The 22,155-nt window shown below is 50.7% G+C and carries 23 protein-coding genes; all 23 read left to right on the top strand.

Going from position 1 to position 22,155, the window contains the following annotated elements; all coding sequences use genetic code 11:
* Window positions 1-194: 194 nt before the first annotated feature.
* Window positions 195-1,322, top strand: coding sequence for a molecular chaperone DnaJ (gene dnaJ / locus PsAD13_RS02490; protein WP_057463086.1), 1,128 nt, complete (start codon window positions 195-197; stop codon window positions 1,320-1,322).
* Window positions 1,323-1,388: 66 nt separating this feature from the next.
* The gene (locus PsAD13_RS02495; RefSeq protein ID WP_208980655.1) at window positions 1,389-1,994 is read left to right on the top strand and encodes an rRNA adenine N-6-methyltransferase family protein; all 606 of its coding nucleotides are present in this window, start codon (window positions 1,389-1,391) and stop codon (window positions 1,992-1,994) included.
* A 159-nt stretch (window positions 1,995-2,153) separates the two neighbouring features.
* Entirely contained in the window at window positions 2,154-2,744 is a 591-nt protein-coding gene (locus PsAD13_RS02500; RefSeq protein WP_057463085.1) for an NAD(P)H-dependent oxidoreductase, read from the top strand.
* Window positions 2,745-2,868: 124 nt separating this feature from the next.
* Window positions 2,869-3,417 (top strand): ATP-dependent protease subunit HslV, encoded by a 549-nt coding sequence (gene hslV, locus PsAD13_RS02505; RefSeq protein WP_057463084.1) that lies wholly within the window; start codon window positions 2,869-2,871, stop codon window positions 3,415-3,417.
* Between the two features lie 140 nt (window positions 3,418-3,557).
* Window positions 3,558-4,619 carry a hypothetical protein gene (locus PsAD13_RS02510; RefSeq protein ID WP_057463083.1) on the top strand — a complete coding sequence of 354 codons (1,062 nt, stop codon included), beginning with the start codon at window positions 3,558-3,560 and terminating at the stop codon, window positions 4,617-4,619.
* A gap of 11 nt (window positions 4,620-4,630) precedes the next feature.
* Window positions 4,631-5,935, top strand: a complete 1,305-nt coding sequence (gene hslU / locus PsAD13_RS02515; RefSeq protein WP_063286338.1) for an ATP-dependent protease ATPase subunit HslU — start codon at window positions 4,631-4,633, stop codon at window positions 5,933-5,935.
* A gap of 93 nt (window positions 5,936-6,028) precedes the next feature.
* Complete coding sequence (locus PsAD13_RS02520) at window positions 6,029-6,523, top strand: universal stress protein (RefSeq protein WP_057463249.1); 495 nt, start codon at window positions 6,029-6,031, stop codon at window positions 6,521-6,523.
* A gap of 116 nt (window positions 6,524-6,639) precedes the next feature.
* Window positions 6,640-7,200, top strand: coding sequence for a NifU family protein (locus PsAD13_RS02525; protein ID WP_057463082.1), 561 nt, complete (start codon window positions 6,640-6,642; stop codon window positions 7,198-7,200).
* A 131-nt stretch (window positions 7,201-7,331) separates the two neighbouring features.
* Window positions 7,332-8,012 (top strand): tRNA (adenosine(37)-N6)-threonylcarbamoyltransferase complex dimerization subunit type 1 TsaB, encoded by a 681-nt coding sequence (tsaB, locus tag PsAD13_RS02530; protein ID WP_063294313.1) that lies wholly within the window; start codon window positions 7,332-7,334, stop codon window positions 8,010-8,012.
* Complete coding sequence (rimI, locus tag PsAD13_RS02535) at window positions 8,009-8,494, top strand: ribosomal protein S18-alanine N-acetyltransferase (protein WP_063294312.1); 486 nt, start codon at window positions 8,009-8,011, stop codon at window positions 8,492-8,494. Before tsaB ends, rimI begins: the two co-directional genes overlap by 4 nt.
* 149 nt (window positions 8,495-8,643) lie before the next feature.
* Window positions 8,644-9,069 (top strand): Fur family transcriptional regulator, encoded by a 426-nt coding sequence (locus PsAD13_RS02540; protein ID WP_057463079.1) that lies wholly within the window; start codon window positions 8,644-8,646, stop codon window positions 9,067-9,069.
* A gap of 90 nt (window positions 9,070-9,159) precedes the next feature.
* Window positions 9,160-9,894 (top strand): lysophospholipid acyltransferase family protein, encoded by a 735-nt coding sequence (locus PsAD13_RS02545; protein WP_084404620.1) that lies wholly within the window; start codon window positions 9,160-9,162, stop codon window positions 9,892-9,894.
* 157 nt (window positions 9,895-10,051) lie between these two features.
* Entirely contained in the window at window positions 10,052-11,464 is a 1,413-nt protein-coding gene (gene miaB / locus PsAD13_RS02550; RefSeq protein WP_063317193.1) for a tRNA (N6-isopentenyl adenosine(37)-C2)-methylthiotransferase MiaB, read from the top strand.
* A gap of 90 nt (window positions 11,465-11,554) precedes the next feature.
* The gene (locus PsAD13_RS02555) at window positions 11,555-12,619 is read left to right on the top strand and encodes a PhoH family protein (protein WP_193777019.1); all 1,065 of its coding nucleotides are present in this window, start codon (window positions 11,555-11,557) and stop codon (window positions 12,617-12,619) included.
* Window positions 12,616-13,122, top strand: a complete 507-nt coding sequence (gene ybeY, locus PsAD13_RS02560) for an rRNA maturation RNase YbeY (RefSeq protein ID WP_063317194.1) — start codon at window positions 12,616-12,618, stop codon at window positions 13,120-13,122. Before PsAD13_RS02555 ends, ybeY begins: the two co-directional genes overlap by 4 nt.
* A 42-nt stretch (window positions 13,123-13,164) precedes the next feature.
* Entirely contained in the window at window positions 13,165-14,316 is a 1,152-nt protein-coding gene (locus PsAD13_RS02565) for a hemolysin family protein (RefSeq protein ID WP_084404622.1), read from the top strand.
* A gap of 45 nt (window positions 14,317-14,361) precedes the next feature.
* Window positions 14,362-15,972: an apolipoprotein N-acyltransferase gene (lnt, locus tag PsAD13_RS02570; protein WP_063286345.1), complete on the top strand. Its 1,611-nt coding sequence runs from the start codon at window positions 14,362-14,364 to the stop codon at window positions 15,970-15,972.
* Window positions 15,973-16,209: 237 nt separating this feature from the next.
* Entirely contained in the window at window positions 16,210-16,620 is a 411-nt protein-coding gene (locus PsAD13_RS02575) for a helix-turn-helix domain-containing protein (protein ID WP_057463247.1), read from the top strand.
* A 148-nt stretch (window positions 16,621-16,768) separates the two neighbouring features.
* Window positions 16,769-17,953 (top strand): methionine adenosyltransferase, encoded by a 1,185-nt coding sequence (gene metK / locus PsAD13_RS02580; RefSeq protein WP_057463073.1) that lies wholly within the window; start codon window positions 16,769-16,771, stop codon window positions 17,951-17,953.
* A gap of 66 nt (window positions 17,954-18,019) precedes the next feature.
* A complete protein-coding gene (gene trmB / locus PsAD13_RS02585; protein ID WP_063317196.1) occupies window positions 18,020-18,721 on the top strand; it encodes a tRNA (guanosine(46)-N7)-methyltransferase TrmB in 702 nt (233 codons plus the stop codon).
* Between the two features lie 243 nt (window positions 18,722-18,964).
* Complete coding sequence (gene rimP / locus PsAD13_RS02590) at window positions 18,965-19,555, top strand: ribosome maturation factor RimP (protein WP_063294306.1); 591 nt, start codon at window positions 18,965-18,967, stop codon at window positions 19,553-19,555.
* Between the two features lie 118 nt (window positions 19,556-19,673).
* Entirely contained in the window at window positions 19,674-21,371 is a 1,698-nt protein-coding gene (gene nusA, locus PsAD13_RS02595; RefSeq protein WP_057463071.1) for a transcription termination factor NusA, read from the top strand.
* Window positions 21,372-21,501: 130 nt separating this feature from the next.
* Window positions 21,502-22,149: an RNA-binding protein gene (locus tag PsAD13_RS02600; RefSeq protein WP_082596804.1), complete on the top strand. Its 648-nt coding sequence runs from the start codon at window positions 21,502-21,504 to the stop codon at window positions 22,147-22,149.
* Window positions 22,150-22,155: the final 6 nt, after the last annotated feature.

A 22,155-nucleotide genomic window follows, 5' to 3' on the forward strand; every position in this document is an offset into this window, starting at 1 on the left:
TGCGCTTAAAGCTGCACCTCAATCACCGACTGAACAGTAAACAGTTTTGTTTTGAAGATGAGTGCAGTTCACGAGTGAGTTCGTTGCGAAGCAAGAATTAAACTCGACTGCCCACAGTGACCTCAGACTGAGCTGATGTTCTCCTGAGGCTTCAAAACGCAAATAGACATCACGTCTTTGGAGCTTATTTCATAATGTCTAAACGCGACTACTATGAGGTGCTGGGGGTAGCACGGGAGGTCGACGAAAAGGCACTTAAGAGCGCTTATCGCAAACTCGCGATGAAATTCCATCCTGACCGAAACCCTGGTAATGATGAAGCGGAAGCAAACTTTAAGGAAGTAAGCGAAGCTTACGAAACCCTGAAAGACCCGCAAAAGCGCGCTGCCTACGATCGATTTGGCCATGCAGCCTTTGAAAACGGCGGCTTTGGTGGTGGCGGCGGAGCAGGTCCGGGCGACTTTGCTTCCTCCATGGCAGACATCTTCGATGAGTTCTTTGGTGGCGGTGGTGGACGTCGTGGTTCTGGTCGTGAACGCGGCGCAGATCTGCGCTACAACTTGGAAGTCTCTCTTGAAGAAGCTTACGAAGGTAAGTCTGTCGAGATCGAGGTTCCAACCTCAGTAACATGTGAGCCGTGCAGTGGCTCCGGCGCAAAGTCCGGAACCCGTCCGTCTACCTGTCCAACCTGTGGCGGTGCTGGGCGTGTCAGAGCGGCTCAGGGCTTCTTCACCATGGAACGTACCTGTCCGACCTGTCAGGGTCGTGGTGAGATCATTACAGATCCATGTGACAGCTGTGGCGGTACTGGCCGGACAACGAAAGAGCGCACGCTCTCCGTGAATATTCCGTCAGGCATCGAAGATGGCACGCGTATTCGCTTGTCAGGCGAAGGTGAAGCCGGTGCTCGCGGTGGTCCCGCAGGCGATCTTTACATCTTCCTGTCCATTCGTCCGCATGAGTTCTTCCAGCGTGACGGTGCTGATATCTTCTGCCGCGTGCCAATTTCAATGACAACTGCTGCTCTGGGTGGTCAGTTCGAAGTTCCGGCATTGGATGGCAATACAGCGCGCGTGAAAGTTCCTGAGAGCACTCAGACCGGAAAGCAGTTCAGACTGCGCGGTAAAGGTATGCCGATTATGCGGTCTAGCCAGAAGGGCGACATGTATATTCAAGTTGCCGTGGAGACACCAGCAAATCTTACGAAGAGGCAGAAAGAGCTTCTTTCAGAATTTGAAGGTGAATCCTCTGGAGAAAATCATCCGGAATCTACTGGCTTTTTTGCAAAGGCAAAAGATTTTTTGGAGAATTTCAAGGCATAGCTCTTTAAATTGCCACCAATCAGTAATATCTCAGTAGTACCCTTTGTTGATGCTACGGAGAGTTGAATGTTTCACGAAACGAGGTCACGGGCAGAAAATGCCTTGAACAAATTTCGTGAGCCTTCCAAATTTCTTCGGGCGTGGGTGGAAGCACCACTCACGACCGGAGCGGTCGCCCCGTCAGGCCCTGTTCTCGCCCAGAGAATGGCAGAATTCGTTCCCGTTGAGTCAAATAATCCGGTTTTAGAGTTGGGACCTGGCACAGGCCCGGTCACAAAAGCTATTCTTGAAGCAGGTATCTCTAAAGACCGTCTTACCTGCTTGGAGTACAGCACAGACTTCTGCGAGCATCTCAGTGACAAGTTTGAAGGATTGAACGTGGTTCAAGGTGACGCTTACAACATGCGTCCCAGCCTTGAGCATATCGCGCCAAACTCACTGTGTGCTGTGGTTTCGAGCTTGCCACTTGTGTCCAGACCGATGGAGTTTCGCTTAAAGTGCATTCGTGATGCCTTCGCTCTTATGAGGCCCGGTGCTCCCTTCATCCAATTCTCTTATTCCTTCGCGTCTCCGGTAACACTGAAATCCAAAATGTTCAGCTGGTCGAAAACCGGATGGATCGTGAAGAATATTCCGCCAGCTCGTGTCTGGATTTTCCGAAAGCCCTTTTGATTTCTCAAAGGCAGGCGTTTAGCGGTCAATCACCTAAAAACACACATCTTCCATAAACCTTACGCTTGGGTAGTATAGGGTACTCTTCGTGCCGACTTTACCAGAGATCATGCAGCTCTTGAACGAGAGGTTGCAGAGCCATGTCGTGAGGATAGCCCTATGAAGCCAAAGATACTCGTTTTTTCAGGTTCAACCCGCAAGGGATCCTACAATAAAATGCTGGCAGAGCTGATGGCGAAACACCTGACGATCGCCAATGCAGAAGTAACCACAATCAGCCTCGCCGACTATCCTCTGCCTATTTACGATGGTGACCTCGAAGATGATACAGGTATCCCTGAAAATACATTCAAGCTCAGGAAGCTCATTGAGACCCATCATGGGATCTTCATAGCCAGCCCGGAATACAACTCCTCAATCACCCCATTGCTGAAGAATACACTGGACTGGATCAGTCGCATCCAGTTGCCAGAGGAAGAACCGCTTCAGCTCTTCCACAAGTCGATCTATGCTGTCGGCGGGGCTTCTCCCGGTGCGCATGGCTCTTTGAGAGGTCTCATGCACCTGAGAACGATCATGGAAGTGTCTTTAGGGTGCCTTGTCCTGCCAGAAATGGTCTCTATTAATTTTGCGGGCAAGTCCTTTGATGAAAATGGCGACCTTACAAAAGACCATCAGATCAAGCGATTGCATAAGCTTGTTGACCGCTTCGTCAGTGAGGCAAGTCACGTAAAGCTACAGGATAACTGAGTTTTTTTGGCTTGCTGCATTGGCAATGCGGCAAGGACTACATACATAATACCGCAGACACAAATTTGAAATTGAGTTGCGCGGGAGTTTGCTCCGTTGCCGATAGAACTCTGGAGAAAAATGAATGAGTGAACCTGAACAGTGGCACGGCACAACCATCTTGACCGTGCGCAAGGGCGGCAAAGTCGTAATTGCTGGAGATGGTCAGGTGTCTCTTGGATCAACGGTCATTAAAGGCACTGCACGTAAGGTCCGCCCACTGGCAGGCGGTAAGGTTATTGCCGGCTTTGCAGGCGCGACTGCTGATGCGTTCACGCTGTTTGAGCGCCTTGAAGCCAAGCTTGAGCAATACCCTGACCAGTTGATGCGTGCATGCGTTGAGATGGCAAAAGACTGGCGTACAGACCGCTACCTTCGCCGTCTGGAAGCCATGATGCTGGTTGCCGACAAAAAGCATTCTCTGGTGCTGACAGGTACCGGCGACGTGCTTGAGCCGGAAAATGGTGTGATGGGTATCGGCTCCGGTGGCAATTTCGCGCTGTCCGCAGCACGTGCACTGGTTGATATGGACCTGACCGCAGAAGAGGTTTGCCGCAAGTCCATGACAATCGCAGCAGACATCTGCGTCTACACAAACAGCAACGTTACCGTCGAAGTGCTCGACGAAGAGTAAGGATAGCGACAAGATACGACTGGAGATCAATAATTTTCGATCTCCAGTTCTGCGTTCAAGACACTTTTAGATCAGCTTAATTTGCTAAGCCAAGGATACTTGAAGCTTTTAATGTTCCATTTGGATTTGACGAGGAACTGATGATATCAAGAGCATCTCTTACTGGAGCCATCTCCGCAGGAATTATCAGCGCAGATCAAGCTGATAAGCTCGTCTCCTATTTATCTCTTCAAGCAGAAAACATTCAGAACCAACAAACGACTGATAGCCTCCATGATCCGGAAGAAGTTCGGTTTACACGCGGCTTTCATGATATTTTCATTAGCCTTGGTATCCTAATTCTTTTTGCTGGCTACGGTGTTGGGTTTGGGGACACGCTCACTCAAGGCGGGCTTCCTACAGCTGCTGTTGCTGGCGCAGCTGCCATCATCACATGGGTGCTGGCTGAATGGTTTACCAAGATCAAGAAGCTCGCGCTTCCTTCAATTTTACTGACAGGATTGTTTGGAGGTTCAATTGCGCTTGTTGGATTTGGCCTGTTCACACCTGATGTTCTGAACAACGACTCCGAAGCCATTCAGGTCATTCTGAGTTCCATCTTCGCTTTAGTGGGCGCTTCGTTGTTTTACTGGCGCTTTAAGGTGCCAATAACACTGACCGTCATTGTTGCGGGGATCATGGGCTTGATCGTAGGCGCATTGACACTAGTGACTGACACGAAAATTCTTGACTATCTGTCCTGGGTTTCGCTGGTCTGCGGTCTGTTTGCATTCGGTTGCGCGATGTATTTTGACACCAAAGACACCAAGCGGGAAACACTCAACACAGACAAGGCCTTTTGGCTTCACCTGCTTGCTGCCCCGCTTATCGTTCATTCCATCTTGAGTGGAATGTACTTTGAACAGCAGACAGAAGCTTATGCCTTGGTCTCCATTGCTGTTGTCCTGGCATTTGGTGCGGTCGCTCTCATCATCGACCGTCGTGCAATGCTGGTTGCAGCGCTGAGTTACCTAGGCTTCGCATTAGCCTATTTGCTGGAGTCTGCCGACTTTTCTGCATCGCAGCTAACTGCTATCTCCCTTGTATTACTTGGGAGTTTTGTTTTGCTACTCGGTTCAGGCTGGAACGTGGCGCGACGGATCGTTATGCGCCCTCTTGCAGGAACCACACTCACTACATATCTGCCACCTATCCGGAACTAGAAAGTAAGAAAATGACAAATTTCTCTCCTCGGGAAATCGTTAGTGAACTCGATCGCTATATCATCGGCCAGCATGACGCGAAACGCGCAGTGGCAATTGCACTGCGCAACAGATGGCGTCGTCAGCAGTTGGATGAAGAGCTGCGCGAAGAAGTTCAGCCAAAGAACATTCTCATGATTGGCCCAACCGGTGTTGGTAAAACTGAGATCTCTCGTCGCCTTGCTAAGCTTGCGAATGCTCCTTTCACAAAAGTTGAAGCAACCAAGTTTACCGAGGTGGGATACGTTGGCCGTGATGTAGAGCAGATCGTTCGTGATCTGGTCGAATCCAGCATCGCACTTGTGCGTGAGCAAAGCCGCAAAGAAGTCGAAGCAAAAGCACATGTTCTTGCTGAAGAGCGTGTTCTGGATGCATTGGTCGGCAACAATGCAAGCCCGGCCACCCGTGATACATTCCGCAAGAAGCTGCGCGAAGGTGACCTCGACGACAAAGAAATTGAAGTTGAGGTGCGTGCCAACCCACAGATGCCAAGCTTCGATATTCCTGGCATGCCAGGGGGCAGCGTCGGTGTCATGAATATCTCTGACATGCTGGGTAAGGCATTTGGCGGTCAGACCAAGCCGAAGCGCACAAACGTCAAAGATAGCCACAAGCTTCTTCTGGCAGAGGAGTCCGACAAGCTTCTCGATGAAGAGAAGGTTGTTCAAGAGGCCATCGAGCTGGTTGAAAACTCCGGCATCGTTTTCCTCGATGAGATCGACAAAATCTGCGGGAAAGATGGCCGTAATGGTGGCGATGTTTCCCGTGAAGGCGTTCAGCGTGACTTGCTGCCACTGATCGAGGGTACTGTTGTTTCAACAAAACATGGCCCGGTGAAAACAGACCACATTCTGTTCATCGCATCTGGTGCATTCCATGTGTCAAAACCATCAGACCTTCTGCCTGAACTTCAGGGTCGGCTTCCGATCCGTGTTGAGCTGAAAGCGTTGACGAAAGAAGATTTTGTCAAGATCCTGACAGAAACCGAAGCCAGCCTGATCAAGCAATATGTTGCATTGATGGCGACGGAAAGCGTGAGCATCGAATTTACCGAGGACGCAATCGACGAGATTGCGACAGTTGCTGTTGATTTGAATGCGACGGTCGAAAACATTGGGGCTCGCCGCTTGCAGACTGTGATGGAGCGCGTGCTGGATGAGATTTCCTTCGTCGCACCAGACAAGTCTGGTGAGCAGGTCACAATTGATGCAGCCTACGTGAAGTCGAATGTGAGTGAACTGGCCAAGAATGTCGATTTGTCTCAGTTCATCCTCTAACTGACGAAAAAATCAGTCGGAAAAAGAAAACCTAACGGAATGTGGCAAGGAAAAATACTTGCCGCATACCACCTCAAGTGGCAGCATGCCGACATGGTAGCTATTCGCAAAAGTAATGAAGAAGGTCACGACCGAAAGTTTCTGGTTGTAGTCGATGACACTCCAGAATGTGGTCGAGCCATCGTTTATGCCTCAAAGCGTGCGGCCCGTACCGGCGGCGTCGTTCTCTTGCTCTTTGTCATTGCACCCGGAAACTTCCAGCATTGGCTAGGGGTTGAGGATATCATGCGCCAGGAAGCGCGTGATAATGCAGACACCATTTTGGCCAAAGCTGCCGAAAAGGTGAGAGCTGCTGCACGGACAGAGCCAGAGCTGGTTGTGCGCGAAGGTCACCAGTCAGATGAGATCATTGACCTGATTGAAGAAGATGCAGACATTGCGATTCTTGTATTGGCAGCAGGAACCAGCAAAGAAGGCCCAGGGCCTCTTGTTTCATCCATTGCGGGCAAATCGGCAGGAACATTCCCGATTCCGACAACCATCGTACCAGGTAATTTGGACGATGATGCACTAGATGCTCTTGCCTGATCAGGTTTACCTATCATATAGAACTTGAAAACAGTCATTGCTGAAGCGTTAAGTAGTGTAAACTGTGCTGCGACTGCTTGCGAAAGCTCTTTGGCATAAAAATCGGAAACAAAACCATGTTCATTCAGACCGAAGCGACACCAAATCCGGCAACTCTCAAGTTTTTGCCTGGCCGCGTAGTCTTGTCGGAAGGCACACGCGATTTTCGCTCGGCAGGAGAAGCCACAATATCGCCGCTGGCGGAGAAGCTTTTTACTATTCCAGGCGTTGTTGGCATCTTCTTTGGTCATGACTTTATCACCGTAACCAAGGATGAGACTGACTGGCAGCATATGCGCCCGGCTATTCTTGGTGCGATCATGGAAAACTTCATGGCCAACACCCCGATCCTGAAAGGTGAGGAAGCTGGTGATGGCGATACAGGAGAAGAGTTCTTCGACGCAGAAGACGAAGAAACCGTAACCATGATCAAAGAGCTCCTCGAGACCCGCGTACGCCCTGCAGTTGCTCAAGATGGTGGTGACATAACATTCAGGGGATATCGTGAGGGTATCGTTTATTTGAGCATGCGCGGCGCCTGTGCAGGTTGCCCATCCTCAACAGCGACACTGAGCCATGGCATTCAGAACCTGATGCGGCATTTCATCCCAGAAGTTCAAGAAGTTAGACAGATGTAGTTTCTGCTAATGTAAATCTTCTGAAACAGGGCAGCACCAGCTGCCCTTTTTGCTGCAAGGCCAAAAAATACTCCGGGTGTTAAACGAATTGGTTGCTCGACAACCAGCTGCCCTAACGATAAGCCGAACTTATGAAGTTGCTTGCTATTGATACCGCACTAAGTACCTGTGCTGCCGCCGTTTTAACCGATGAAGGCGGTACGCCGGATATTGTCTCCCAATGCGAAGATCTCGGACGGGGTCATGCCGAACGCATTATGGGCATGGTTGCGAGTGTCATGACGGACTCCTCGACAACGTTTAACTCACTGGACCGCATTGTTGTGAATGTTGGTCCGGGTAGTTTTACAGGTCTGCGTGTCGGTCTTTCCATTGCGCGTGGGTTTGGTCTCGTTCTCGAAAAGCCTGTTGTCTCGGTCACAACATTGGCTGCAATCGCACACGAGTCTTTGGACGCTGCTCCCGTCAGAAAACCAATTCTGGTGGTTCTCGATGCGCGTCGTAATGAAGTCTACTGCCAAAAGTTTGATGAAGCTGGCGCTCCGATTGGAGAGGCCCGCGTTTCAACCGTCAAGGACCTAGCACACAGTCTCGATGCTGAGACCATTCTGGCAGGCTCTGCTGCACAGGCTGTCGCCAATGCTGCAGGCGTAGATAAGTCTCGCGTTTGCAATGATGCCGCTGCTGCATCGATTGACTACATCGCAAAGCTCGGTAAAGGTGCAAAGCGTCAGGATAAAGCTCCGATGCCACTCTACCTTCGGGCTCCTGATGCTATTCCGGGTGAGAAAGGAAAGGTTCGTCGTCAATGAAGTCCTGGTGGACATCAGAAAAGCCGCCGGTTATCGAGCGCGCTGAGAAAGACGACCTGCCTAAACTGGCGAAACTTCATGCCGAGTGCTTCAAGCTGAATTGGGGTACAGCAGAACTTGCCGCAATCTTTGAGCAAAAAGGCGTTTTCTTCCTGTCTGCCCGCACATCTGGTGTGACTGGAATAGCCGATCTGGGCTTTGTCGTGATCCGTTCGATTGCAGGTGAGGCCGAAGTTTTGACTATTGCAGTCTCCCCGAAGCATCAAAAAAAGGGGATAGGGCGGAAACTTATGGAAGCCGCCATCTTCCAGCTTTACTCTGATCGTACCGAAGCACTGTTCTTGGAAGTGGATGACACGAACAGCTCCGCACTGAAGCTTTATAAAAACTTGGGCTTCAAGCAGGTTGGAGAAAGAAAAGCGTATTATGCGGCTAGCGAAGGCAGTGGAACAGCGCTTGTTATGCGTTGCGATCTCGTTTAAGCGACACTACGCATGTGAGATGAGGCTTTTAGCTCACGCTCAAACCGCGTAACAGTGAAACTGGTTCTTTTCTCTCACAGTGTTGAGGGCTAGGATACCAACGCAGACTGGAACTGTGGTGCCTGTGTGATTTTGAGGAATTGGGGCAAATGACGGCAGAAGAAAAAATGACGCTGATTGAAATGTGTGCTCATAAGGGTATGCGGATGACAGAACAGCGCCGCGTGATTGCTGATGTAATTCAGTCTGCTGAAGACCACCCAGATGTGGAAGAGCTTTACAGAAGAGCCTCCAAGATCGATCCGAAGATCTCTATCTCAACTGTTTATCGCACAGTGAAGCTTTTCGAAGATTCCGGTATTATTGAACGTCATGATTTCCGCGATGGTCGCTCCAGATACGAAACCGTTTCTGATGAACACCACGATCACCTGATTGATTTGCGCACGGGCGACGTGATTGAGTTCCGCAGTGAAGAAATCGAAAAAATGCAGGAAGAAGTCGCGCGTAAGCTGGGCTTCAAACTGGTTGATCATCGCCTGGAGCTTTACGGTATTCCGTTAGACGAAAAATAGGGGCCGTGCATGGCAACTGTCAGAGCAATTTGCATACTTGCCGCACTAACACTCTTAACGCTAACCCTCGTTCCCCCTCAGTGGGTCGCAATGAAGTTAGATTGGCCCATTCAGCGGCAAATCCCTCTGCTCTGGCATAAAATCGCGTCTCGTCTGATTGGACTGCGCATCCAGCAGCATGGGGAAATGGCGTTGGAACGCCCTCTTCTTGTAGCGTCCAATCATTGCTCCTGGCTGGATATTGTCGTTATCGGATGCACCAAGCCACTGAGCTTTATCGCTAAGTCTGAAGTTGCTGGATGGCCGATATTTGGTCAGTTTGCTAAGCTTCAACGGACAGTCTTTGTCAATCGACAGCGCAGAACTGATACCGGTCGTGTCGCTAAGGAAGTCGCTAAGCGCATGGCTCAAGGCGATGCGATGGTGTTGTTTGCCGAAGGCACATCCAGCAATGGCAATGAAGTACTGCCATTCAGATCTGCACTGGTTGGTGCCGTTCATCACGCAATGAATGTCGGTGAAAAAGATGTTGCTTATGTGCAGCCACTCTCAATTGCCTATACGCGCCTGCAAGGCATGCCAATGGGACGTTTCTGGCGCGCTCATGTTGCCTGGTACGGCGACATGGAACTCGCTGGGCATCTCTGGTCTGTCATTAAAGAAGGCGGGTTAGATGTTGATTTGACATGGGGAACTCCCGTTCCTATCGAAAAAGCAACTAATCGCAAACGCTTAACGCGCGATTTGGAAGAGCAAGTCAGAGGGATGACCATAGAAGCATTGCAGGGAAATGGTCCCAAACAAGAAGAGCAGGCTCAAACCTGATCAAGACAAGGCTTCTCTTTCGGCGTAAAACAGAGTAAAGCTCTCCGAAATTCTGAAAATGACGAGCTGGCGTTGCTGATGAAACAGGCAGGTGCGCTCGAATTGCTGGGCATTAGAAAAAGAAGATACTCCGGCAGCAGATCCACTTGAGGATTTAATGGATAACCTAGTAGAAAACGAAAACCTGAGCCAATCCGAAAACACTGCGGAGGCGCTCGAAAAAACCGAAGCGACCCGTAAAGTTTTCATCAAGACCTATGGCTGTCAGATGAACGTTTACGACTCCGATCGTATGAACGACGCGCTGAGCAACGATGGTTACGTTAAAACAGAAAATCCGGATGATGCGGATCTGGTTATCCTGAACACCTGCCACATTCGCGAGAAGGCGGCAGAAAAGGTCTACTCTGAACTTGGCCGAATCCGTAAGTTGAAAGAAGCGAAAGCTAAAGACGGCAAGCAGATGATGGTGTCTGTCGCTGGCTGTGTCGCTCAGGCTGAAGGTGCGGAGATTTCCCGCCGAGCGCCTATTGTTGACCTTGTTGTTGGCCCGCAGTCTTACCACCGCCTTCCAGAGCTGTTGAACCGTGCATCGAACGGATCAAAGGTCGTTGAGACAGAGTTTGATATTCAGGAAAAATTCAAGCACCTCGCGACACCTTCCAAGGAAGCAGTACGCAAGCGTGGTGTCACAGCATTTGTGACCGTTCAGGAAGGCTGCGATAAGTTCTGTACCTTCTGTGTGGTGCCTTACACTCGCGGTGCTGAAGTCTCCCGTAAGGTAGAGCAGATTGTCATGGAAACCGAGCGCTTGGCAGCTGCTGGTGTCCGTGAAGTGACCTTGCTCGGCCAGAACGTCAACGCATGGCACGGTGAAGGTCCAGATGGCCGTGAATGGGGCCTTGGTGAACTTCTGTTCCGCTTGGCAAAGATCGACGGCATTGAACGCCTGCGCTACACCACGTCCCACCCAAGGGATATGGAAGACAGCCTGATTGCAGCTCATCGCGATCTTGATATTCTGATGCCTTATCTGCATTTGCCAGTTCAGTCTGGATCTGATGCGATCCTGAAGGCAATGAACCGCAAACACACCCGTGATGACTACTTCCGTCTGATCGACCGCATTCGCGAAGCGCGTGATGATATCGCACTCTCCGGCGACTTTATCGTTGGTTTCCCGGGTGAGACTGATCAGGATCACAAAGACACTCTGGATCTAATCCGCCGCGTCACCTATGGCTCTGCATTCTCCTTCAAATACAGCCCGCGTCCGGGTACTCCGGGTGCAACACTGGAAGAGCAGATCGACGAGCAGGTGAAGTCCGAGCGTCTGGCAGAATTGCAAGATCTGCTCAGCACCCAGCAAAAAGACTTCAATGCGTCATTGATTGGCAAAACAATTGATGTACTGTTTGAGAAGGAAGGCCGCAGAGAAGGTCAACTTGCAGGTCGTTCACCTTGGCTCCAGCCAGTTCATGTAAATGCGCCGTTGGACCTGTATGGTGAAATCAGATCAGTAGAAATTGTCGCTGCCAGCGCAAATAGTCTGGAAGGCCGCCTTGTTTAGGTGCATGATGCTCCCAGATTCTCGCGTAAAAGCGAACGGAGGCATTATTTGAAGGGCAGAGCCCAGACAACGTCCGCTTCAAGGACGGCCATGCGCCCCATTGCGGCATCAGATATGATGCATGTGGTATTGGCATTCGAAGACAATAGGCTTGTGAGCGATCTGTTCGGTCAGTTCGACCAGAACCTTGCGCTGATTGAACAGCGGTTGGGGGTTGAGGCAGTTGCACACGGCAATCAGGTCACCATTCGCGGCAATAAAACGTCAACAGAGCAGGCTAAGCTTGCTCTGGAGTCGCTTTATACGCGTCTTCAGGGTGGTCACGACATCACACCTGGTGATGTTGATGGCGCAATCCGTCTGGCAGAAGTCGCTGAAGCGCAGCTTTCTCTGCCAACGATGGAACCCAAGTCCCGTATGGCATTTGCGCAGATCGCCACGCGCCGCAAAACACTGGTCGCCAGAACAGCCGCTCAGGATGCTTATGTCCGGGCAATGGACCGTTCTGACCTTACCTTTGGCGTTGGCCCTGCTGGTACAGGTAAAACCTTCCTTGCGGTTGCATACGCAGCTGCATTGCTGGAGCGTGGTGAGATTGATCGTATGATCCTGTCTCGCCCAGCTGTTGAAGCTGGCGAACGTCTCGGCTTCTTGCCGGGCGACATGAAGGATAAGGTCGATCCGTATCTGCGCCCGCTTTACGATGGCCTCAACGAGATGATGGCACCGGAAAAGCTGGAACGCGGCTTGGAAAGCGGCATGATTGAAGTCGCACCCCTCGCATTCATGCGTGGTCGTACGCTCTCCAACGCGATCGTTATTCTCGATGAAGCCCAGAATACGACGACGATGCAGATGAAGATGTTCCTGACGCGCTTGGGTGAAAACTCCAAGATGATCGTGACAGGAGACCCGAGTCAGGTCGACTTGCCTCCGGGCCAGATGTCCGGCTTACGTGAAGCCTTGAAAATTCTGAGTGGCGTCGAAGGTATCTCTCGCGTGGATTTCACAGAGAGCGATGTTGTTCGTCATGAGCTGGTGGCACGTATCGTAGGCGCTTACGACAATGATAGCCGCCGCCGGTTGGAAGCCAAAGAACGCAGGCAAGCTGAAGAGATTGCCAAGGCAAATGAAGAGCAAGGCTCCCAGGAATGAACACAGCTTGCCCGGTACACATTGACCTGCTGATTGAAGCAGGCGATTGGGAGAGTGAAGAACTATTGGAAGCGATTGCTGAAAAAGCAATCGCCGCCGCTTTTGAAACAAGTGAGCTGAGTGTAATAGAAAACACAGAAGTTTCTCTTGTCTTCACCGATGATGCCCATATTCAGGAACTGAATAAGGTGTGGCGCGAGAAGGACAAGCCAACGAACGTCTTGTCTTTTCCGGGAGACGATAGCGAAGAGCCGCCATTCGGCCCGCTATTAGGTGATATTATTATTGCAAAAGAGACGGTAAAGCGCGAAGCTATAGAGCTTGAAATTCCATTTGAACACCATCTGATTCACCTTATTGTTCATGGAACCCTTCATCTTTTTGGATATGATCACCAGATAGATGAGGAAGCGGAAGAAATGGAAGCGGAAGAACGCCTGATTTTGGCGAGCCTACAAATCCCCGATCCATACAAAGATGCGCCATTATCGGCAGATAAATAACCCCTGGTATTCACGGTGAGTACAGGGAACAACGAGAGAGAGATGAGCCCGGAACCTCGAAGTACAGAAGGTGCAAGCACCTCCGCTCAGGCCGAAACTGCAGAGCCTGCAAGTAGTACCGGCACAGCTGTTGCCGAAGATACCTCTGAGCCACAAGCGATGAAGCCTGGTGTCCTGACCAGGCTGAAATCAAAACTGAACCCGTTTAGAGGTTTCCGAAGAAGCGCGGCTGTTTCATTGCGCGAAGATTTGGAAGATGAACTCGCCCGCGATAGTGAAGGTGCTGATGCTGCTTTCACGAAGGAAGAGCGCGAGTTGCTGACAAACATCCTCCAAATGCGCGAATCTCGAGTTGAAGATGTCATGATCCCACGGGCCGATATTGAGGCCGTGGAAGATACAACGACAATCGGCCAGGTGATGGCCTTGTTCAGGGCATCCGGCCACTCTCGCATGCCTGTCTATCACGACAATCTGGATGATCCGCGAGGCATGGTCCACATCAAGGACTTGATGTCCTACTTCGTCGAGTTGGCTGTAAAAGCCAAGAAGACTGATGTGCCTTTGACTTTGGTGAAACCAGAAAAGAACTCCTCTGAGAAGTCGACAGAAGAAAAGTCGCTGCTCGATTTGTCTTGTGTTGATCTCTCAACACCGTTGAACGCAACAGGCCTGATCCGGCCTCTGCACTTTGTGCCTCCATCCATGTCTTCCTCTGACTTGATGAAGAAGATGCAGGTAACCCGTGTGCAGATGGCGCTTGTGATCGATGAATACGGCGGAACCGACGGCCTCGTGTCACTTGAGGACATCGTTGAGACAGTGGTCGGCGACATTGAAGATGAGCATGATAAGGACGAAGAAGAACTTATCATGAATGTCAGCCCGGGTGTTTGGGTAGTTGACCCTCGAATTGATCTGGAAGACCTTCAGAAAGAGCTCGGAGCGGATTTCAAGCTCGTCGAAGAGCAGACGGAAGAAGTGGACACGCTTGGTGGTCTGCTGTTCTCTATTCTGGACAGAGTTCCGGTTCGCGGTGAGTTGATCATAGATAAGACCTTGCCAGCTTTCGAGTTCGAAGTAATTGATGCTGACTTGCGCCGCATTAAACGCCTTCGTATTTCCAAGCGCCGGATTGATCAGCGCGTGGCAGTTCAGAGAATACGCCCACGCAGGCCGGAAGCTGCAGAATAAGCAGCGTAAATTTGAATTTTTACCTATGATATTCGGGAGTGGGGAATGGTCTCTGCCATTGATAAGTCTCGAACTCTGATAAGCAGTCTTCGGGAATTATCAGGGTGGAGACGTGGACTTCTTGCTTTTGCAGGGGGAATAGCATCTGCCTTTGCGTTCCCTCCCTACGGTGCCTTTCCCATCCTTTGGGTGACGCTGCCACTACTGATCCTTCTTCTTGATGGGGCAAGGGATCAAACCGCAGCTCGACGTAAAACCCGTTTTTTTGCGTTCTTTCGTGTTTCCTGGGCGTTTTTCTTCGGGTTCTTCCTGATCGGATTGTTCTGGATTGCCGAAGCGTTTCTCGTCGACGCTAAGAGCTACGCTTGGATGATCCCTTTCGCGCTGGTCATACTGCCCGGTGGTCTTGCATTGATCCCGTCATTGGTGCTGAGCGGGGCTTCCTTATTCTGGACGCATGGGGTCTCTCGTATTCTGCTTTTTGTGGTTGCTTTGGCTCTTTCCAACTGGCTGCGTGGACACATACTCACAGGCTTTCCATGGAATGTGTGGGGCTATGCTTTTGCCGAAAACCTGACGCTGATGCAAAGCTTCTCTGCCTTGGGAATTTACGGTGTCGGTTTTCTTGTGTTGTTCCTGTTTTCGATGCCTGTTGTGCTGATTGACCAGAGGCGTAAGGCTGCTGCTGCCTATATCTCCGCGTGTGTGCTGGTATGGGCCGGCGTGGTTGCATACGGAACGAATAGGTTGCAGGCTCCTCAACAGACGGTTGAAGGGCTTCAGGTGCTGGTAATACAACCCAATGTACCTCAAGCGGACAAGTGGAAGCCCGAGAACAGACAAAGACTTCTACCGCTCTATCTTCAGCAAACACAGCAGGCGCTTTCCGAGCTGAAACTGGATACCGAGACCCTCATCTTCTGGCCTGAATCAGCTTTTCCATTCCTGCTGGATGAGGAACCAGGGGCTCTGGAGGCTATCGGAGCCACGCTTCCCCAAAATACTATGTTGATTACAGGTGGTATTCGCCGCGAACTGTCCGAGAACGGGAATCTCTTTTTTAACAGTACTTTTGTTGTGTCGGACGAAGGTGCACTCATAGATATCTATGACAAAGTGCGGCTGGTTCCGTTCGGGGAATATTTGCCAAAGCGCTGGCTTCTACAATCCATTGGTGTGGAGCGTCTCGTTCCGGCTCCAGCAGATTTTACTGCAGGGACGCGGCACAAAAAAATAGATTTAAAAAATTCACTTAGTTTTCAGCCCCTGATTTGTTATGAGGCAATCTTCCCGCAAACTGTTCTGCCTGTATCTGAGCGACCTAACTTGCTCGTAAATCTAACGAATGACGGATGGTTTGGCGAAACAGCAGGTCCATACCAACATTTGGCACAGGCAAGAGTTAGAGCAGTTGAACAAGGCGTGCCGTTGGTGCGAGCTGCAAATACTGGTATTTCCAGTCTAGTAGATTCCAATGGTAGAATACTCGCAGAAGTTGTTCTAAATAAAAAAGGTAGTTTCAATAGTGAATTGCCTAAAATACTAAGACCCACGCCTTACGTGAGGGTGGGTGATTCAATTTTTTGGGGAATTATTCTAGTAGTTGTTAGTATCCTATTGGTGATGGAGAAATTATTACCTACCCGTAGAGATTGACGAATGCACGCAAATGTCGTCATCTAATACACGTAAAGGTTTTCGTCTGGATCGTCAGATTTGGCCTCAAAAAAACCTTATGGGCCTGCCACCGATGCCTCTGTCAGAGGTTGTTTTGGCAATAGTCGAAATGCAGGTTTGATGAATTGCGTTCTTGCGAGAGTTGCTGAAATGCGCTCTCGTTTAAATAAAAACCCACGGTAAGGCACCGTAAAAAACCAAAGAAGAGGGCCTTTGATAATGCCCAGCAAAAAAGCACCAAACCCTATCGATATTCATGTCGGCAGCCGTGTACGTTTGCGCCGCATGATGCTTGGCATGAGTCAGGAAAAACTTGGCGAAAGCCTTGGTATTACATTCCAGCAAATCCAGAAGTATGAAAAAGGGACCAACCGGATTGGTGCAAGCCGCTTGCAGCACATTGCGACCATTCTGAAAGTGCCTGTCGCCTTTTTCTTCGAAGATGCTCCGGGAACCCCGGATGAGACGCCTGGTGTTGGTGATAATCCACAAACCACATACGTCGTCGACTTTTTGTCATCTTCTGATGGTTTAGCTCTCAATAAGGCTTTCGTTCGCATAGAAAACCCGAAAGTTCGCAAAAAGGTTGTAGAGCTCGTCAAGAGTCTTGCTGGGGATGAAGATTAAGTTTGTGATCCGTAAAATTTCGCAATTCTCCGGCAATTTTGATCTAAATCTCTTGACGTAATCGACATTCCTTGTTTGATGTAACACCAGAAGCGACGGATATGCCGTCGCTTCAATTATATTTTTCTTCCCAGAAGGACGTTTGCCAATGGCTCGTCAGAACTACGTGTTCACGTCGGAATCGGTTTCAGAAGGCCATCCCGACAAAGTCTGCGATCGCGTTTCAGATACGATCGTAGACGCATTTCTAAAGGAAATGCCAGAAGCCCGTGTAGCGTGTGAAACGCTTGCAACAACAAATAAGCTTGTTATTGCAGGTGAGACCCGCGGCCCGGCCTCTCTCACAAAAGAATATTTGGCTCACATTGCCCGCCTTGCTGTAAAGGATATCGGGTATGAGCAAGCCGGCTTTAATTGGAAAGACCTGGATGTTCAGGTTCTTTTGCATGGCCAGTCCGCTGATATTGCTCAGGGCGTAGACGCTGCTGACAATAAGGACGAAGGCGCCGGCGATCAGGGCATTATGTTTGGTTATGCATGTCGCGAAACTGAAGAGCTGATGCCTGCTCCAATCTTATACTCCCATAAGATCCTGCGTTTGCTGGCAGATGCTCGCAAATCTGGCAACGAGCCGATGCTCGGCCCAGATGCGAAGAGCCAGGTTTCCATTCGCTATGAGGATGGTAAGCCGGTAGAGGCAACATCCATCGTGCTGTCCACTCAGCATCTGGATGAAACCATGACCTCTGACGATGTGCGTGCTGTTGTCGAACCTTACATCCGCGCAGCACTGCCGGGTGACTGGGTGACCAGCAACACCATCTGGCACATCAACCCAACCGGCAAGTTCGTGATCGGTGGTCCTGATGGCGACTGTGGTCTCACAGGTCGTAAGATCATCGTGGATACATACGGCGGCGCTGCTCCACACGGTGGCGGTGCGTTCTCGGGTAAAGACCCAACCAAGGTTGACCGCTCTGCCGCATACGCTGCTCGCTATCTCGCGAAAAACGTTGTGGCCGCTGATTTAGCAGACAAGTGCACCATTCAGCTGGCTTATGCAATTGGTATCGCTGAACCGCAATCTGTCTTCGTCAATCTGCATGGTACAGGCCGTGTTGAAGGCGAGCGCGTTGAAGCTGCAATCCGTGAAGTCATGAGCTTGACCCCGCGCGGCATTCGCGAGCACCTCAATTTGAACAAGCCAATCTACGCACGTACAGCAGCCTACGGCCACTTTGGCCGCGAAGCTGAAGGTGATGGTGGTTTCTCTTGGGAGAAAATCGACCTTGTCCATAACCTACGCGATGCTGTAGAGAAAGCCTACGCTTAACCTCTAACGCTAGAGAATGAACAGCTGGCCGGGGCAACCTCTGGCCAGCTTGTGTTTATGAGAACGATGGTAGATCACTACAAAGGCTCTTTTTTCGGCCGCCGCGTCGGAAAGCCAGCAAGTCCGCGACAATCGCAGTTGCTTCAGGATGTTATGCCACAAGTGGCGTTGGACCTGACACAAACACCTCCAGAAAATCTGGCAGAGTTATTCCCCGTCCCAGTAAAAAGCGTTTGTCTTGAAATTGGCTTTGGGGGATCTGAGCACCTAATTCATCGCGCCAGAGAAAATCCTGAAATCGGATTTATCGGGTGTGAGCCGTTTAGCTCTGGCATTATCAAGGCTGTCTCCAGCATTGAAGAACATGGTCTCAAGAATATCCGCTTGTTTGATGATGACGCGGGTAAGTTGCTCGACTGGCTTCCGGCTGCATCATTGGATATGGCTTATCAGCTTTACCCAGATCCATGGCCAAAGAAGAAGCATTGGAAGCGTCGCTTTGTGAACCAGATCAATCTGACGCGCATTGCACGTGCTCTAAAGCCGGGCTGTGAATATCGATTTGCCAGCGATATCGACACCTATGTGGATTGGACGCTGTCCCATTGTCGCAGGCACCCGGCTTTTGAGTGGAGTGCCGAATGTGCTTCTGACTGGCGTACACCATGGAACAATTGGCCAGGTACGCGGTACGAATGCAAGGCACACCGTGAAGGTAGAATTGGCCGTTACCTGACATTTTTACGGGTTCAAGAGACGAAAACCTAAAGGGGACTCGCTTTTGTCTGCGTTCATCTTTGATTTTCTGTTGCATACAGTGGTCAAATGACTATATTGCAGAGCAAGAGTTCTCTATCGGCTCAGTTAAGAGCATTGAGGAGTGGGCCCCGAAAGGACCCGCTCTTTTTTATTAGCTAAGTCGGTAGTGATGCCTGACTGTCGAAATTCAGGTATCCGAAATAACTGCCAAAGACACTAAGCATGTCTTTGCATTAAGACGATAGGTACCAAGTGGACGAAACCGATCCCCGGATTATAAAGGAAAAGGGCCTAGAAGCCCGCGTAGCTGAAATTGTCGAGCCGGTCGTTGCTGATCTGGGCTATCGGCTGGTGCGCATCCGTGTAAACGGAAACAATGGCTGCACCCTTCAAATCATGGCAGAGCGCCCGGACGGGACGATGGCTGTTGAAGATTGTGAAGAAATCAGCCACGCAGTTTCCCCGGCGCTGGATGTGGACGATCCAATCTCTGGTGCCTACCATCTCGAAATTTCATCTCCAGGTATTGACCGCCCGCTCGTTCGCGCAGGCGACTTCGAACGCTGGGTCGGACATGTTGCGAAAATCGAAATGTCTGTGCCGCAAGCTGGGCGTAAGAGATATCGTGGACACATCATCGGTGTGGAAGATGGATGCGCACTTATCAGAATGACCGATGTACAGGAAGGTCAGGATGAGGCAGCTCGTCTTCCGTTGGATGAGATTGGGTCAGCCGTATTGGTTTTGACTGATGAACTGGTCGATGCGGCATTGAAAGCCGATAAAGCCGCAAAAGCAGCCCGTGGGGAGCCTACGGACGACGACAGTTACCTCAATCACTGATTAGCTGTTCTTGTTGCGCAATGGGTTATGGGCGGTTCCGGTTTTAAAGAGCCACCCTTTTGTTTTGATGTTCCTGCTGGTGTGAAGGAAGGCAGGGCGTGGAAGGAGTTGACGAGGAATGGCTATCAGCGCAAACCGTTTGGAGCTGCTGCAGATCGCTGAAGCGGTCGCCCGCGAAAAGTCGATCGACCGTAGCATTGTGATTGCTGCTCTTGAGGATGCAATCCAAAAAGCCGCTCGCTCCCGTTATGGCACCGAGACTGAAGTTCGTGCCGAGATTAATCCGAAAACCGGTGAAATCCGCCTTCAGCGTTTGCTGCAGGTCGTTGATGTTGTCGAGAACATCTCAACTGAAATTGCTCTGGTTGATGCGCAGGAGCGCAACCCGGATGCAACAGTCGGCGATTTCATGGCAGATCCATTGCCGCCGCTCGACTTTGGACGTATTGCTGCTCAGTCCGCTAAGCAGGTCATCGTTCAGAAGGTCCGTGAAGCTGAGCGTGATCAGCAGTACGATGAGTTTAAAGACCGTATTGGTGAAGTGCTCAACGCTGTTGTGAAGCGCGTTGAATATGGCAATGTTGTTGTCGACACCGGTAAGGGTGAAGCAATCGTTCGCCGTGACGAACTGATCCCGCGCGAAATCTTCCGCAATGGTGATCGTATTCGTGCGCTGATCTTTGATGTGCGCCGCGAACAGCGTGGTCCACAGGTCTTCCTGTCTCGTACACACCCTCAGTTCATGGCAAAACTGTTCGCGCAGGAAGTGCCGGAAATCTATGACGGCGTTATCGAGATCAAGGCTGTTGCCCGTGATCCAGGCTCCCGCGCTAAGATCGCAGTCCTGTCTAACGACAGTTCTATTGATCCGGTTGGCGCGTGTGTTGGTATGCGTGGTTCCCGTGTTCAGGCTGTTGTTGGTGAGCTTCAGGGTGAGAAAATCGACATCATTCCTTGGAATGATGATGCGGCAACCTTCATCGTAAATGCACTTCAGCCTGCTGAAGTTGCTAAGGTTGTTCTCGACGAAGACTCCGAGCGCATCGAAGTTGTTGTTCCTAACGATCAGCTGTCCTTGGCAATTGGTCGCCGCGGCCAGAACGTACGTCTTGCTTCTCAGCTCACCGGCTGGGGCATCGACATTATGACAGAAGCGGAAGAATCCGAGCGTCGTCAGAAGGAATTCCAGGTTCGTTCCGATCTCTTCCAGAATACCTTGAATGTTGACGAGATGGTTTCTCAGCTTCTCGCATCAGAAGGCTTTACTTCTGTAGAAGAAGTCGCGTACGTTGACCTCGACGAAATCTCGTCCATTGAAGGCTTCGACGAAGAAACAGCCGACGAAATCCAAGCTCGTGCACGTGAGTACCTGGAAGAGCAGGAAGCAAAACTCGCAGAAGAGCGTCGTCAGCTTGGTGTTTCCGATGAGCTGGTTCAGGTCCCAGGTCTTACATCCGCAATGCTTGTTGCATTGGGTAAAGACGAAATCAAAACCATGGAAGACCTCGCAGGCTGTGCAGCTGACGACCTTGTTGGCTGGACGGAACGCAAGGATAAAGAAACCATTCGCGTGGAAGGTACTCTGAGCAGTTTCGATCTGTCTCGTGCTGATGCGGAAGCTGTCGTGATGTCAGCACGTGTTGCTGCTGGATGGATCTCTGCGGAAGACCTTGTGGAAGTCTCTGAAGAAGAGCTGGAAGTCGAAGAAGAAGACTTCGAAGGCGAAACATTTGAAGAGACTGTGGTTGACGCCGACGAGGAATTGGCGCAAGAGAGCGGTGCAGAAGACGCAAAAGGCGAGCAGTCCTCTGAATAATCTGTAGCCGCTTGACTGCAGAAAAAAGTTTTATACGGGGGTGTGTTGAAGTTGCAGCATAAGGCTGCGGGTTTCTACATCCCCGTAACTGAATGAAAAATAACAACAATAGTAGGGTTGGGAATACGAAGTGCCGAGAAAAAATGAGCCGACAGAACGAACCTGCGCGGTCACGCGTGAAGTTCTACCGGTGACAGACCTTCTCAGATTCGTTATGGCTCCTGACAAAACTGTTGTAGTTGATGTGAAAGGCACCCTCCCGGGACGTGGGGTTTGGGTGTCGGCAAAGAAGTCTGTTTTGCAGGAAGCGATAAAAAGGCGCGCTTTCTCGAGAGGCTTTAAGGAGCAGGTAAACGCTGAAGACGGTTTGGCCGACCACACCGACAAACTGCTGGAGCAGGCAGCTCTGGGCGCACTGTCCATGAGCCGAAAAGCTGGCAACCTACATGTTGGCTTTTCGAAAGTCGAGGCAGCTCTCAAAAAGGAGAGTGTTCTTGCTCTGGTGCACGCCACTGAAGCCTCTGAAGATGGTGTGCGTAAGTTGGCGGCCCTAGCCGCTTCTAGATTTGGCAAGGTGGATCGTCTCAGCGTGATCCGCCTGTTTAACTCGGAACAGATGAGTACGCATCTGGATCGGGATAACGTTATACATGCTGTACTGCTGGCCGGCGAGGCAGGCAGAAACTTCGTGAAGCACGCGCAACGCCTTGCGCAATTCCGGGAAGTTTCTGTCATGGCTGACGACGACGGTACAAAGGGTGCAGTGGCGCAGGACTGAAGGCAA

The sequence above is a fragment of the Pseudovibrio sp. Ad13 genome, from assembly GCF_001623225.1.
Classification (GTDB): Bacteria; Pseudomonadota; Alphaproteobacteria; order Rhizobiales; family Stappiaceae; genus Pseudovibrio.

Coding starts and splice junctions, on each gene's coding strand:
- dnaJ (WP_057463086.1), top strand. CDS start 195: ATGTCTAAACGCGACTACTATGAGGTGCTGGGGGTAGCACGGGAGGTC.
- PsAD13_RS02495 (WP_208980655.1), top strand. CDS start 1,389: ATGTTTCACGAAACGAGGTCACGGGCAGAAAATGCCTTGAACAAATTT.
- PsAD13_RS02500 (WP_057463085.1), top strand. CDS start 2,154: ATGAAGCCAAAGATACTCGTTTTTTCAGGTTCAACCCGCAAGGGATCC.
- hslV (WP_057463084.1), top strand. CDS start 2,869: ATGAGTGAACCTGAACAGTGGCACGGCACAACCATCTTGACCGTGCGC.
- PsAD13_RS02510 (WP_057463083.1), top strand. CDS start 3,558: ATGATATCAAGAGCATCTCTTACTGGAGCCATCTCCGCAGGAATTATC.
- hslU (WP_063286338.1), top strand. CDS start 4,631: ATGACAAATTTCTCTCCTCGGGAAATCGTTAGTGAACTCGATCGCTAT.
- PsAD13_RS02520 (WP_057463249.1), top strand. CDS start 6,029: ATGGTAGCTATTCGCAAAAGTAATGAAGAAGGTCACGACCGAAAGTTT.
- PsAD13_RS02525 (WP_057463082.1), top strand. CDS start 6,640: ATGTTCATTCAGACCGAAGCGACACCAAATCCGGCAACTCTCAAGTTT.
- tsaB (WP_063294313.1), top strand. CDS start 7,332: ATGAAGTTGCTTGCTATTGATACCGCACTAAGTACCTGTGCTGCCGCC.
- rimI (WP_063294312.1), top strand. CDS start 8,009: ATGAAGTCCTGGTGGACATCAGAAAAGCCGCCGGTTATCGAGCGCGCT.
- PsAD13_RS02540 (WP_057463079.1), top strand. CDS start 8,644: ATGACGGCAGAAGAAAAAATGACGCTGATTGAAATGTGTGCTCATAAG.
- PsAD13_RS02545 (WP_084404620.1), top strand. CDS start 9,160: ATGAAGTTAGATTGGCCCATTCAGCGGCAAATCCCTCTGCTCTGGCAT.
- miaB (WP_063317193.1), top strand. CDS start 10,052: ATGGATAACCTAGTAGAAAACGAAAACCTGAGCCAATCCGAAAACACT.
- PsAD13_RS02555 (WP_193777019.1), top strand. CDS start 11,555: ATGCGCCCCATTGCGGCATCAGATATGATGCATGTGGTATTGGCATTC.
- ybeY (WP_063317194.1), top strand. CDS start 12,616: ATGAACACAGCTTGCCCGGTACACATTGACCTGCTGATTGAAGCAGGC.
- PsAD13_RS02565 (WP_084404622.1), top strand. CDS start 13,165: ATGAGCCCGGAACCTCGAAGTACAGAAGGTGCAAGCACCTCCGCTCAG.
- lnt (WP_063286345.1), top strand. CDS start 14,362: ATGGTCTCTGCCATTGATAAGTCTCGAACTCTGATAAGCAGTCTTCGG.
- metK (WP_057463073.1), top strand. CDS start 16,769: ATGGCTCGTCAGAACTACGTGTTCACGTCGGAATCGGTTTCAGAAGGC.
- trmB (WP_063317196.1), top strand. CDS start 18,020: ATGGTAGATCACTACAAAGGCTCTTTTTTCGGCCGCCGCGTCGGAAAG.
- nusA (WP_057463071.1), top strand. CDS start 19,674: ATGGCTATCAGCGCAAACCGTTTGGAGCTGCTGCAGATCGCTGAAGCG.